At 67.5% G+C, this 12,541-nt stretch carries 15 protein-coding genes; 7 read left to right on the top strand and 8 right to left on the bottom strand.

Translation table 11 applies throughout. From position 1 onward, the window contains the following. The first annotated feature begins 96 nt into the window (after window positions 1–96). A complete protein-coding gene (locus N8888_RS01955) occupies window positions 97–1,707 on the top strand; it encodes an ATP-binding cassette domain-containing protein (RefSeq protein WP_263177185.1) in 1,611 nt (536 codons plus the stop codon). A 10-nt stretch (window positions 1,708–1,717) separates the two neighbouring features. Here N8888_RS01955 and N8888_RS01950 read toward each other — a convergent pair whose 3' ends face one another. After that, window positions 1,718–3,043 carry a GTP-binding protein gene (locus N8888_RS01950; RefSeq protein ID WP_263177183.1) on the bottom strand — a complete coding sequence of 442 codons (1,326 nt, stop codon included), beginning with the start codon at window positions 3,041–3,043 and terminating at the stop codon, window positions 1,718–1,720. Between the two features lie 68 nt (window positions 3,044–3,111). On the opposite strand from N8888_RS01950, the gene N8888_RS01945 reads away from it, so the two are divergent. Beyond that, a complete protein-coding gene (locus tag N8888_RS01945; RefSeq protein ID WP_164151030.1) occupies window positions 3,112–3,489 on the top strand; it encodes a MerC domain-containing protein in 378 nt (125 codons plus the stop codon). Window positions 3,490–3,513: 24 nt separating this feature from the next. On the opposite strand, the gene N8888_RS01940 is transcribed toward N8888_RS01945, so the two are convergent. Next, entirely contained in the window at window positions 3,514–3,798 is a 285-nt protein-coding gene (locus N8888_RS01940) for a metal-sensing transcriptional repressor (RefSeq protein WP_049417302.1), read from the bottom strand. A 51-nt stretch (window positions 3,799–3,849) separates the two neighbouring features. On the opposite strand from N8888_RS01940, the gene dmeF reads away from it, so the two are divergent. After that, window positions 3,850–4,824, top strand: coding sequence for a CDF family Co(II)/Ni(II) efflux transporter DmeF (gene dmeF / locus N8888_RS01935; RefSeq protein ID WP_065182548.1), 975 nt, complete (start codon window positions 3,850–3,852; stop codon window positions 4,822–4,824). A gap of 24 nt (window positions 4,825–4,848) precedes the next feature. Here the strand turns inward: dmeF and N8888_RS01930 are convergent, their stop codons facing one another. After that, window positions 4,849–5,133 carry a hypothetical protein gene (locus tag N8888_RS01930; protein WP_111186611.1) on the bottom strand — a complete coding sequence of 95 codons (285 nt, stop codon included), beginning with the start codon at window positions 5,131–5,133 and terminating at the stop codon, window positions 4,849–4,851. An 85-nt stretch (window positions 5,134–5,218) separates the two neighbouring features. Between N8888_RS01930 and N8888_RS01925 the strand changes: the two genes are divergently transcribed. Next, complete coding sequence (locus tag N8888_RS01925; RefSeq protein WP_053518813.1) at window positions 5,219–5,635, top strand: hypothetical protein; 417 nt, start codon at window positions 5,219–5,221, stop codon at window positions 5,633–5,635. Between the two features lie 561 nt (window positions 5,636–6,196). After that, window positions 6,197–7,039: a class I SAM-dependent methyltransferase gene (locus N8888_RS01920; RefSeq protein WP_317629486.1), complete on the top strand. Its 843-nt coding sequence runs from the start codon at window positions 6,197–6,199 to the stop codon at window positions 7,037–7,039. Between the two features lie 3 nt (window positions 7,040–7,042). On the opposite strand, the gene N8888_RS01915 is transcribed toward N8888_RS01920, so the two are convergent. After that, the gene (locus N8888_RS01915) at window positions 7,043–8,011 is read right to left on the bottom strand and encodes a polysaccharide deacetylase family protein (protein ID WP_111186613.1); all 969 of its coding nucleotides are present in this window, start codon (window positions 8,009–8,011) and stop codon (window positions 7,043–7,045) included. 54 nt (window positions 8,012–8,065) lie between these two features. Beyond that, the gene (locus N8888_RS01910; RefSeq protein ID WP_053518811.1) at window positions 8,066–8,710 is read right to left on the bottom strand and encodes a hypothetical protein; all 645 of its coding nucleotides are present in this window, start codon (window positions 8,708–8,710) and stop codon (window positions 8,066–8,068) included. Between the two features lie 91 nt (window positions 8,711–8,801). Between N8888_RS01910 and N8888_RS01905 the strand changes: the two genes are divergently transcribed. Continuing rightward, on the top strand, window positions 8,802–9,545 hold the full coding sequence (locus tag N8888_RS01905; RefSeq protein WP_263177172.1) for a hypothetical protein: 744 nt from the start codon (window positions 8,802–8,804) through the stop codon (window positions 9,543–9,545). On the opposite strand, the gene N8888_RS01900 is transcribed toward N8888_RS01905, so the two are convergent. Together N8888_RS01900 and N8888_RS01895 are read right to left on the bottom strand one after the other, a co-directional pair. After that, on the bottom strand, window positions 9,542–9,712 hold the full coding sequence (locus N8888_RS01900; protein WP_164972344.1) for a hypothetical protein: 171 nt from the start codon (window positions 9,710–9,712) through the stop codon (window positions 9,542–9,544). The genes N8888_RS01905 and N8888_RS01900 overlap by 4 nt on opposite strands. A 20-nt stretch (window positions 9,713–9,732) precedes the next feature. Then, window positions 9,733–10,545 carry an alpha/beta fold hydrolase gene (locus N8888_RS01895; protein ID WP_197600623.1) on the bottom strand — a complete coding sequence of 271 codons (813 nt, stop codon included), beginning with the start codon at window positions 10,543–10,545 and terminating at the stop codon, window positions 9,733–9,735. 219 nt (window positions 10,546–10,764) lie between these two features. Here N8888_RS01895 and N8888_RS01890 point away from each other — a divergent pair, with 219 nt between their 5' ends. Next, on the top strand, window positions 10,765–11,241 hold the full coding sequence (locus N8888_RS01890) for a nuclear transport factor 2 family protein (protein WP_053518805.1): 477 nt from the start codon (window positions 10,765–10,767) through the stop codon (window positions 11,239–11,241). Window positions 11,242–11,354: 113 nt separating this feature from the next. Here N8888_RS01890 and N8888_RS01885 read toward each other — a convergent pair whose 3' ends face one another. Then, a complete protein-coding gene (locus tag N8888_RS01885) occupies window positions 11,355–12,494 on the bottom strand; it encodes a YncE family protein (protein WP_262218519.1) in 1,140 nt (379 codons plus the stop codon). Window positions 12,495–12,541: the final 47 nt, after the last annotated feature.

The raw sequence follows: 12,541 nt of genomic DNA, 5'->3' as shown, positions 1-12,541 counted from the left end.
GACCGATGCGCCATTGATGCCGCCGTCTTCGAACTAGACGGCCCGACGCTTCCCGCCCCTGCGCGCAGGGGAGAACACGGCATCCATGGAGGTCGCATGACCGCACATTTCCTCACGCTCGATCGCGTGTCGTATCGACTGGCCGATGGCCGGTCGCTGTTTTCAGACCTGTCGTTTTCCTTTGAACCGGTCGCCACCGGCCTGGTCGGCGCCAACGGTGCCGGCAAGAGCGTGCTGGCGCGCCTGCTGGCGGGGCAGATCACGCCGGACAGCGGCGACGTGCACCGCAGCGGCAACGTGTTCCTGCTGCCCACGCCCGGCCACCCACCCCGTGGCAGCGTCGGCGAACTGGCCGGCGTCGGCCCGCAGCTGGCCGCACTGGCGCGGATCGAGGCTGGCAGCATCGACGAGGCCGACTTCGCCTGCATTGGCGAGCATTGGGATCTGCGCGAGCGGCTGGCACAGCACTGGCAGGCGCAACAGCTACCGGACGATCTCGATCCTGCGCAGCCGGCCGCCCGCCTCAGCGGTGGCCAGGCGATGCAGGTGGCGCTGTCCGGCGCCTGGGCCAGTGGCGCCGACTGGCTGATTCTGGACGAGCCCAGCAATCACCTCGACGCCCGCCATCGGCAGCAGCTCTACGCGCAGCTGCAGGAGTGGACCGGCGGTCTGCTGGTGATCAGCCACGACCGCGAGCTGCTATCGCACATGCAGCAGATCGTCGAGCTGGACGCGCACGGCCTGCGTCGCTACGGCGGACCCTGGCAGCACTATGCCGAGGCACGCGCCGCCGAGCGGGACGCAGCGGACGCACAGCTTGACCACGCACGTGCGCAGCACCGGCGGCAGCAACGCAGCGCGCGCGAGCAGCACGAACGCCAACAGCAACGGCAGGCACGCGGCACGCGCGAGGCGAAGCAGGCCAACCAGGCACCGATCCTGCTCGGCCGGCAGAAGCAGCGCGCAGAAGCCAGCCACGGGCGTGCGCAGCAGATCCAGAACGAGCGCCTGCAGGCCAGTGCCGCGCAGGTACGCGCCGCTTCATCGGCCGTGCAGGCCATACCCGAGCTGGCCCTGTTTGCAGGCGAGGGCGAACGTGGCAGTACGCGCCTGCTGCAGGCGACTGATCTCGTACTGCCGTACGGTTGCAGCCTGCCGTTGCAGCTGGAGATCCGTCGCCGGCAACGCATCGCCGTGATCGGCGACAACGGCAGTGGCAAATCGACCCTGCTGCGTGTGCTGGCCGATCACCTGCCCGCCCGCAGTGGCGCCGTGCAGCGCCTGGCGCCGCTGGCCCTGCTGGACCAGCAGCTGCTGGGGTTGTGCGGTACGCGCAGCATTCTGGACAGCGTGCAGGCCGCCAACCCCGCCGCCGATCCTGGCGAGCTGCGCACGCGCCTGGCGTTGCTGGGGCTGGATGCGCAGCGCATCCAGCGTCCCGCCAGCAGCCTCAGCGACGGCGAACGGGTGAAGGGCGCACTGGCCAGCGTGCTGTATGCCGACCCGGCACCCCAGCTGCTGCTGCTCGACGAGCCCGGCAATGCCCTGGACCTGGGGGCACTGCAGGCGCTGGAACAGCTGCTGGATGCATGGCCGGGCGGGTTGATGATGGTCAGCCACGACCGTCACCTGCTGCAGGCATTGCAGCCCACGCAGGTACTGCAGGTAACAGCAGACGGTTGGCAATGGCACGACCCACGCCCTTGAACCCCTCCCGTCAGCGCTTCCATGCCGGGAACGACTGAGGCAACTGCTGCCACAACAGCGGGCCGGCGCGGAGCTCCTGGTCATCCAGCAGGCACGCATCCAGTTCCGCGCGCACCGCGCGCTCGTCCATGTGCACGCCGATCACCACCAGCTCCTGCCGACGGTCCCCCCATAGCGGATGCCACAGCCGCGCCATCGCGGCATGCGCGTCGCGATCCGGGAAGTCCTCCACGCCCGGCAGTGGAGCGCTCCAGCAGTTGGCCTGCTGGCGCGCCCAGCCCACATCGCTGTACGGCAGGGGCGTCGGCGGCAGCAGCGGCGTGGTGTCTTCCAGGCCTGCACGTACGCGATCACGCGCGGCGTACCAGAAGCCTGCGGCCTGCGTGCGCGTTGCCGCGCCAACCGCGTTCAACTCGCCCACCCAGTCCATGCGGTTGGCCAGCCAGAACCAGCCCTTGCTGCGGATCACGCCGGGCATGCCACTGCGCAACGCGCGCGCGAAACGGGCCGGATGGAACGGCCGCCGTGAACGGTAGACGAAACTGGCAATGCCGTACTCTTCGCTTTCCGGCGTGTGCTCGCCACGCAGCTCCTTCACCCAGCCCGGTGCGCGCTGCGCCCGCTCGAAGTCGAAGCGGCCGGTATCGAGCAGTTCCGTCAGCGGTACATCACCGAAGCTGGACAGCAGCAGCTTCGCATCGCGGTTGAGGCCGCGCAGCACGGCCAGCGTGTCCTGCAGCACTTCCTCCTCCGCCTGGTCGATCTTGCTGACCACGATCACGTCAGCGAACTCGACCTGCTCGCAGAGCAGGTCGACTACCCCGCGGTCGTCGTCCGGTCCCGCCTGCTGGCCACGCTCGGCCAGGCGCAGGGTCGATCCGAAGTCGGCCAGGAAGGCACTGCCGTCGACCACGGTGACCATCGTGTCCAGCCGGGCGATGTCGCTCAGGCTGAAGCCCTGCTCATCGCGCACCGCGAAGGTCGCGGCCACCGGCATCGGTTCGCCGATACCGGTGGATTCGATCAGCAGGTAGTCGTAGCGGCCGCTGTCAGCCAGCCGCCGCACTTCCTGCAGCAGGTCCTCGCGCAGCGTGCAGCAGATGCAGCCGTTGCTGAATTCCACCAGCGTCTCTTCGGTACGGCGCAGTTCGGCGCCACCGTCGCGCACCAGCTGCGCATCGATGTTGACCTCGCTCATGTCGTTGACGATGACCGCCACGCGCAGGCCCTCGCGGTTGCGCAGGATCTGGTTGAGCAGGGTGGTCTTGCCGGCCCCCAGAAAGCCGGACAGCACGGTGACGGGCAAGCGGCGGTCGGCGCGAGAAACAGTGTTCATGTCGGAGCGGTCTGGCTGCGGGAAAGAAATGTTACTGTATAACAATTGCTACGCAAGGAACCTCCCCCATGAAGTCCCCTTCCCCCGCACTGCTCGATGCCGGAGCCCTCGCCCTGTCGAGCCTGTGCCTGCTGCACTGCCTGGCGCTGCCCCTGCTTGCCGCCGCGTTGCCACTGTTCGGCGCCTGGGCCCAGGCCGAATGGGTGCATCTGCTGTTCGTGGCGATCGCCCTGCCGCTGACCGGCTACGCCCTGTGGCGGGCCGACCGCCGCCATCGCCTGCCCGTCATGGCCTGGACTGCGGCCGGTCTCGGCCTGGGCCTGCTGCTGGCCGGCGCGCTCGAGCTGCCTTCGCATGCCTGGGAAACGCCGCTGACCGTCACCGGCAGCCTGCTGCTGGCCGCCACCCACATCTGGAACGCGCGGCGCCGGCACCGCCACTGCTGAGCATCGCCGACGGCCCGCCCGGCGTTACTTCCCGTAACGCCGCAACAGTTCGACCAGCACCTCGGCCTCCGCCGCCCGCTGCTGCGGGTCTTCAGCCCCGACCACATGCTCCTGCAGGTGCTCGTGCAGCAACTCCATCAACAGGCTGTGGGCCGCACCACGCACCGCCGCAACCTGCACCAGCACGTCCGCACAGTCGCCCGCTTCACCCTCGGGCCTGTCCAGCGCCTGCTCCAATGCCGCCACCTGGCCGCCAATGCGGCGCACCCGGGTCAGCAGCTGTTTTCGATTTCTGTGTACATGTGCCATGGGTGGATCGTATACCCTATGGGGGTATCAACTCCACCCGCCGGTCACTCCATGCATCTGGACACGCTCGCCGCTGCCCGTCGCCACGACCATCGCTTCGACGATGGCAATCCCCTTGCCGAACGCAATACCCGCCGCGCCCTGTGGCTGACCGTCGGCATGATGCTGGTGGAGATCATCGGCGGCTGGTGGTTCAACTCCATGGCCGTGCTGGCCGACGGCTGGCACATGAGCTCGCACGCACTGGCGCTGGGCCTTTCGGTGTTCGCCTACCGCTGTGCACGGCGCTACGCGCACGACCCGCGGTTCGCCTTCGGCACCTGGAAGATCGAGATCCTGGCGGGCTATACCAGCGCCATTGCCCTGCTGGGTGTCGCCGCGCTGATGGCCGCGCAGTCCGTGCAGCGGCTGTGGGTTCCCGCGCCGATCCATTACGACGAAGCCATCGCCATCGCCGTGGTCGGCCTGGGCGTGAATCTGCTCTGTGCGTGGTGGCTGCACGACAGCCCCGGCCACGCGCATCATGCGCATGGGCACGACCACGCGCATCATCACGGGCATCACCACGATCACGTTCATGCCCCTTCGCATGGCCACGATCTCAATCTGCGCTCGGCCTACCTGCACGTGCTGGCCGACGCGGCCACCTCGGTGCTGGCCATCGTCGCACTGCTCGGCGGCAAACTGCTGGGCCTCACCTGGCTGGACCCCGTGATGGGTCTGGTCGGCGCCGTGCTGGTCACGGTGTGGGCGGTCGGCCTGCTGCGTGACAGTGGCCGTATCCTGCTCGACGCGCAGATGGACGCGCCGGTGGTGGCCGAGGTCCGCGAGGTGATCGAGCAGGGCCCATGGCCGGCACGCCTGGCCGACCTGCACGTCTGGCAGGTGGGCCGGGGCAAGTACGCGGTCAGCGCCAGCGTGGTGACCAGTGACGCCCGCCTTGATGCCGATACCGTGCGCCAGGCGCTGGCGATCCACGAGGAGCTGGTGCACGTGACGGTCGAGATCCATCACAGCCCGTCCTGACAGCGCCGAGCCCTCGCCCCGGCTTCAGAGCTTCAGCATCATCCGCAGCAGGTACATCAGCAACGGCAGCGCACTCAGCACCGCGCCCACGATACCGATCCAGGGCCAACGCTCGCCCCGCACCCGCGACGCCACCGCCAGCCCGCATCCCACCAGTGCCGAGCCCAGCACACCCACCCCCAGGCCCGCGGCGATGCCATTGCCTCCCGCGGCCACCGCCGCCTGTGCCGCAAGCGTGCCTGCAGCCCACCCCACGACCAGGCCCAATCCACTGGCCACACCGCACCACGGTGCCTTGTCCTGTGCCATTGCACGCGTCCTCTTGCCGAATTTCTGTACGGGCCACGCCCGGCTGCTGCCTACACTAGCCGCACCTGCCTCGTCGGGACATCCCATGCGCGCGCTTCGCCTGCTGCTGCCCGGTGCCCTGCTGCTGTTCACCGCCTGTGGTGGCGATGCACGGCTGCCGTTCTCCTCCGATGCCCTGCAAGGCTGCTTCGCCACCAGCCCGCGCAGGACCGCCGATTTCCGCATCGAGCGCGAAGGCAGCCAGTACTTCGTTTCCTTCAACCGCGATGGCCAATGGCAGCGCGACCCGAACGGGCTGCACAAGGCCACCTCCAGCGAGATCAGCCGCTACTTCCGCGACGATGCGGCACAGATCGACAGCGCCTTGATCCGCATGGCCGGCGGCTTCGGCCTCTTCCACTTCAACAGGGGCGCCACGCTGAAGGGCAAGGCCAGTGACAGTGACTACATGGCGCTGATGCTGATCGGTGCCGGGCCGGTGTATGCGGTGAAGTGCGATTGATCGAAGTGCAGGGATTCAAGCGGATGAGGAAAGTTTCAAATTCGACCAGGCACAACTTCGGTCACAATCAAGATGCCGGATATTGTTGAGCCTACTGTCTCCGCCACCATGAAACGGAGACTCACACATGAGCAGACGCGCGCTGATCCTATGTTTAGCGACGGCCATGGCTGTACCTGCGTTCGCAGAAACACCCTTGAGTGTCGACAGAACCGAGTTGGACTCCAAGGGCGAGATCATCATCGTTCGTCGTACAACGTGGCCAGACTTCGACGGAGCACACATCCAGGTTGACCAGCATCTCAAGCCAGATGGATTTGGACGCCTGATCTATCGATACAGTGACCAGTCGGAAGCCACCAAGCTCTATCATCAGGCCTTCTGCGCCTCCATGGATATGGAACCGTCTCAGGGGGAAGGGGCGATTGAAGGGCCGGCGGCGGGCTGGGTATGCACTCGTGAAAATGCGCCCGGCAGCTGCGTTGGGATCCGACACCGCTCTTTCTATCCTTCATGGCAGCTGCGGTACCATGCCCTCCCCCGAACCGCCCGATGCCTGCCGTGCCCCACTACACCGGCCCTCTGCTGACCCGCGACAGCGCCGATGCCCTGCGTCGTGCCCATGACAAGGGCGCGCCCGAGTGGCAGGGCTCGCTTGACCTGGGGCGCAGCCAGGACACTGTTACGCTGGATGCTGACGGCTTCAGCTTCCGCGGCCAGCACTACCCGTGGCCGGGCAAGCTGAAGGACCGCACGCTGTACTACTGGGAGGGCGAAGACTTCGCTCCCATCTCACGCTACAGCGGTTCACTGATCAAACTGGTGCCTACCGAGTGGGGTGCGCCGACCTTCGAGATCGACGGCATCAAGATGCTGCCCACCTCGAAGCTGTCGCCGTTCGAGGACGCGCGCCGCAAGGTCGAGCTGGTTGCACCGGCGGGCAAGGCGCTGCTTGATACCTGCGGTGGGCTCGGCTACTTCGCCGCCTGCGCACTGGAGGCCGGCGTCGGCCAGATCCGCTCGTTCGAGAAGAACGCCGACGTGATGTGGCTGCGCACGCTCAACCCGTGGTCGCCCGATCCCGACTCGGCCGCTGCCGGTGGTCGCCTGCACTTCAGCCAGGGCGACGTCTCGCAGCAGATCGAGCAGATCGCCAGCAACAGCGTCGATGCGATCCTGCATGATCCGCCGCGCTTCGGCATCGCAGGCGAACTGTATTCGCAGGTGTTCTACGACCATCTCGCCCGCGCCCTGCGCAAGGGCGGCCGCCTGTTCCACTACACCGGCGCGCCCAACAAGCTCACCAGCGGCCGCGATGTGCCGCGCGAAGTGGCCAAGCGCCTGGAAAAGGCCGGATTCAAGGCCGAGCTCGCGCTGGACGGCGTGCTGGCGGTCAAGCGCTGAGCGCTACTCCGAATCCACCTTCGCCAGCGTCATCACCCACGCCGGCACCACCGGTTCGCCGGCATAGAAGTCCTTCGGCTTGTTCTCGGCCATCGCCCAGCGATGCAGCCAGCTCGGGCCGTAACGGCCGTTGTAGCCTTCCGCGCCGCGCGCATAGGCAGGATCACGCATGGCTTCTTCCAGCGTGATGAAGCGGTAGCCGCGTCGCCGGGTGGCCGCCACCAGTTCGGCGAAGGTGGCCGCGTTCAGTTCATTGGCATGCATCAGCCAGACCTGCGGCAAGGCATAGCCCAGCAGCGCCTGCGACTGCCGCTCGTAGTAGTCCAGCTTGTTGAGCATGTACGGCACATAGCCCTTGCGCAGCTGCGCCAGCGTAGCCTCGCGGGCTGCGGACGGCGGCTGTTCATTCATCACGTTGGCGTAGGCGAAGGCCCAGACCCATTCGCCGTTGTCCACCGTCACCGGCGCCACGCGGTACCCGTGGTCGCGGAAGAATCCGTCCATTGCCGCGCGGTCCTCGGCCGTCCGGCCCGCACGCAGATACGGATGGCGCATCCACTGTGGCCGCTGGCCGCGCTCGGCAAGCAGTGGCCGCAGCACCTGTTCGCCACGCAGGAAATCCTGCTGGAAGGCGGCTACGCCCTGCGCATTGAGGTCCATGTGCGAATAGGTGTGGTTGCCCAGCCCATAACCCGCGTCGAGCCAATCGCGCAGCATCTGCACCCGCGCCGGCTGCACCTGGCCATCAACCTCCAGCTTGTTCTCGTTGACGAAGCCCACCACCGGCACATCGGCCTGGCGCAGCTGCGCCATCAACGCCGCATGGCGCGTCTGCAGATCCGCAGGCAGGATGGTGTCCACGCGCGCCCACGGCAGATCATCAATGGTCACCGCGATGCGCCGGTCCACCTCCGCGGCGTGCACCGCCAGCGACAACAGCAGCAACGGCAGGGCACGCAGCCACGTACGCATGGACCATCCTTGTGTCGGCAGGAACGCCGACTGTAGCCCAGCGCGCGAGCGCCGTCAGCGCCCCTCTTCCGCAGCCGCGGCCCGCCACAGCGCAACACCGCCCACCATCGCGGCCGTCAGCAGCGCCACCAGCACCAGGGCCAGGTCATCCGGATTGCGCTGCAGCGGCGCGTGCGCGCGGGTGAAAATATGGAAGACCACTTCCTGGGCCTGCTCCAGCGGCATGCGTCCCTGCTGGGTCAGATCGACCAGACACGCCGTCGGAGACAGCCTGACCACGCTGTTCCACGCGTCTTCGTACAGATGCAGGGTCCACGCCGCCAGCGCCATGGCGCTGGCATGCAGAGCCATCAGCCCCAACGCGGTGGTGCGCAGGGGCCGCCGTACCCGGTGCCACCAATGCACGCAGATGGCCATCGCACCCAGCAGTGCGAGCACCATTCCCGCTACCGGCAACCACCGCAGTGGCTGCCAATCATCCAGCGCGCCGGCACGCGCCATCAACACTTCAGCCATCCGCAGTCGCGCCGCCGGGTCCGGGCCACCGCAGGCAGCCGTCACCGGCTCCAGCAACAGATCCACACGGTGATGGAAATAGCCTGCGGCCAGGCCAAGGCCCAGCACGGCGACCACCTGCAGCAGAAGCAACATCAGTCCCGGGGCGCGCGTGCGGCCCTGAGGGAACGGAGTGGATGTCATCGTTACACTCGTGTCGGCGGTCTGTCATCGTAACCAAGCCGATCACGGCTGTCGGCTGGCGGATGCGACAACTCGTGTGCTCGGCGGTACGATGTCCACCGAGGAAGAGCCGTTGCATGGAGTGCGCTGGATGCTGACGCTGTACCTGCTGGTGCATTACGGCACCGGCCTGTTGATGATCGCAGGGGCGGCCTACGCCGTGTCGCGTGTCATCCAGACCCAGCGCGCCAAGCTGCCACCAGTCACGCAATCCCTGCTGCCTACGGCCACACCACCGCGCCGTCGCGAACGCAAGGCACTACGGCGCCTGCAACGTCGTCATCCGCAGTGGAGCTACCCCGTTGCCGCACCGGTTCCCCGCCGCTGGTACTTCGTCGGCTGCATACCGATCTTCGCCACGGCAGCGGTATGGGCCGTCGTCATGCCGGACGGCGCACGCTTCCAGGTCATGGTTGAAAGCACCCTCGGCTACCCGGCGAGCATCGCCCAGGTGCGCCTGCCCGTATCCCGGCACGCCGCGCTGTTGCAGGCGTGGCAGCCTGTCATCGTACAGGGCGCACGCACGGTCGAGATGGACTACACCATCGGCCGCCCACCGCTGGCAATCCAGTCGCGCGACGTTCTGCCGGTACAGGTACGGCAGCAGGGTGACCTGCTGCAGGTCGCGTTTGCACAGCCGATGCAGACACACCAGCTGCAGGCCGCACTGACAGCGCGGGGCGCTCTGGCCGCCGGTGCGGTGCAGGTCCATCCACGCACGTTCGCACCTTGGCGCGAACGCGGTTGGACGCCCCTGCTCGCCCCTGCACCAGCGGGCCGCCCAACGCCGCGCTAACCGCGCGGCAGCTTGGCCGCCCACATGTTGTCGACCAGGTTCGGATAGGGTCGCCCGTTCTCCTCCGCGCGCTGCCGCGCCGCCTCCTTCTGTGCAGGCGACAACGGCTGCGACTTCTGGCCCTTCGGGTTGGGCTTCTTCCACGGTGGCGTGCGGGTCTGGCGCATGCGACGAGTGTAGAGGCCGGTTACTGCTTGAGGAAGTTCAGCAGCGCCAGATTGAAGTCGTCGGTGTGGCTGGTGTTGCAGCCATGCGGCGCGTCATGCAGCACCACCAGCTCGCTGCCGCGTATGGCGCGCTGGGTGCGCTTGCCCGAGCCCTCCAGTGGCACGGTGGCATCACTGTCGCCGTGCAGCACCAGGGTGGGAACGCTCACCTTCTGCAGATCGCGACGGAAGTCGGTAGTGGCAAACGCCTTCATGCAACCCAGCGCCGCCGCCTGGTCGGACTGGTGGCACAGCGCAATCGCCGCCTGGCGCTCGGCCTCGGTGACCATCAGCTTGCCGTTGGCGCTGAAGAAATCGCGGGTGAAACCATCGAAGAAGGCTTCGCGGTCCTGTTCCAGGCCGGTGCGCATCTCGTCCGCCTTGTCCTGGGTCAGCGGGCCCTCCGGGTTATCGTCGGTGCGCAGCAGGTACGGCGGCACCGCAGCCGCGAACACCACACTGTGCAGGCGCGACTCGCCGTGATTGGCGATGTAGCGCGCCACCTCGCCGCCACCCATCGAGAAACCGACCAGCGTGACCTCCTTCAGATCGCGCTGCTCGATGATGCCGGCCAGATCGGCCGCCAGCGTGTCGTAGTCATAGCCGTCAGTTGGCTTCTCGGAACGACCGAAGCCACGGCGGTCATAGCTGATCACGCGGTAGCCCGCATCCCGCAGGATCGGCACTTGGTCCTTCCATGCCTCGGCCGAGAGCGGCCAGCCATGGATGAGGATGACCGGGCGGCCCTCGCCGCCGGTGTCTTCGATGTGCAGCCGGATGGGGGAAGCAGGCATGGGAACTCCTGGTGAAAGGATGGCACCAGCCTAGGCAGCGCCGCCTGTGGCGACCGTGAGGGAATCCGCCCGCGCCATGACATGCCCTACACGCCTGGCGCCCGGCACCCGCACCCGGAATCCGGGCGTTCGTACCCGGCAGACGCGGCTTCGTCGCACCCGTGCGCTGACCGCCCCCGCAGCGTGCCACTGTGCGCCCGACATCCACGGAGACGCGCCATGCTGTTCGCCCTGCCCCTGCTCGCCGCCGGCCTTGCCGCCAGCCCGGCCCCGTCCGATACCCTGCGCGAGCAGATCCGCCAGGCCGATACCCAGCTGTTCGCGGTGGCGTTCGAGGCCTGCGATGCCGATCGGGCCGCGGCGATGACCACCGAGGACATGGAGTTCTTCCACGACAAGGACGGCAAATCGGCCAGCAGCCGCGAGGACTTCCGGCGCAGCGTGGCCCGCATGTGCGACAGCGCGCGCCAGGGCGGCTGGCGCCTGCGCCGCGAGCTGGTGGACCGTTCGCTGCAGGTGTTCCCGTTGCACGATGAGCGTGCCTTGGAGATGGGGGACCATCGCTTCTACGAACGCGGCAAGGACGGTGTGGAGCGGTGGGTGGGGCAGGCGCGCTTCGTGCAGGTGTGGCGACGCGTGGACGGCACCTGGCAGGTGGAGCGGGTGATCAGCTATGACCACCGCGGGGTGGATTGAGATTCGGGGTGGCAGGCGGCGGAGGGTCCACGCCGCCACTCTGGCGCCCACCTGGCGAAATCACATGCCTGTAACAGGTGGCCGCGCTCTCCCAGCGCGGCCACCTCCAGCCGTTACAACTGGATGCGCGCCACGCTCTCGTTCGCGTCCTTGGCATCCTTCTCGCCGTTCTTGATGCTCACGTACAGCACGTTGTTCTTGGCATCCAGCGCCAGGCTGTTCGGGTGAGTCGGCACCGGGTAGGTGGCCACCTTCTGGTAGCTGTCACTGTCGTACGCTGTCACCGTGCCGCCATCGCGGTTGGTTACGTACAGGCGCTTGCGCGGTGCGTCCAACAGGATGCCCAGCGGGCCGGCGTCGGTCGGGATGCTGGCCAGTTCCTTGCCGGTGGTGCGGTCGAGCACCAGCACGCGCTGGCCCGGGTGCTTGCTGGTGAAGCCCGCGCTGCTCTTGGTCATGTAGCTGCGGATCATCTCCGAGCCCTGGTCGGTCACGAACAGGCGCTTGCCGTCCGGGTGCAGTGCGATGTTCATCGGCTGCTCGGCGCTGATCTTGTGCTGGGCCACCACCTTGTTGGCGTCGGTGCCGACCACTACCAGGTCGGCCAGCAGGTTGCTGGTATACACGCGCTTGTTGGCGGCATCCAGCGCCAGGCCCGGCGCCTTGGCGTTGCCGAGGCCCGGAATGGTGTTGATCACCTTCAGGGTGGTGGTATCGACCACGAACAGCACGCTGCCCTCGCTGGAATGGCCGGTGACGTACAGACGGTTGGCCGGGCTGTCGACCACCAGTTCGCGCAGGTCGTGGGTGTAGGCGGCCTTGCCGTCCTTGCCGACCTTCTTTTCCATCAGCTGCACGATGCCGATGGCCTTGTTCTGGGCGGTATCGACCACGGTTACCGAGGTATCAACGGTGTTGCCGACGTACAGGCGGTTGTGGGCGTCATCCAGCACCACGCCGAACGCCTTGCGCTCCAGCGGGATGCGGGTTTCCACGGCCAGCGTGGCCGGGTTCAGGCGCAGTACCTGCGACGGGCCGGCGTCATCGCCGAAGCCACCGGACGAGGCAACGAACACGGCGTTCTGGGTGGGGCTGTACGCCAGTTCGTACAGGCCCTTGGCGATGGCCTGGCGCTGCACGGCAGCGGGAGTGCTGGCGGCGGGCGCGTTATCGGCGAAGGCCGCCGGGGCGCCGACGCTGAGCGAAATGGCAAGGGCCAGGGCGGCCGAGCGGAAAGCGGAATGACGGAACATGCGAGCATCCTTGAAAGGGCACGGAAGGGTGTCCTGGCTCGCTGGGC

Source organism: Stenotrophomonas maltophilia, from assembly GCF_025642255.1.
GTDB lineage: Bacteria > Pseudomonadota > Gammaproteobacteria > Xanthomonadales > Xanthomonadaceae > Stenotrophomonas > Stenotrophomonas maltophilia_P.
Note: the sequence above shows the minus strand (reverse complement) of the source record. Positions and strands in the feature narration are given on the sequence as shown.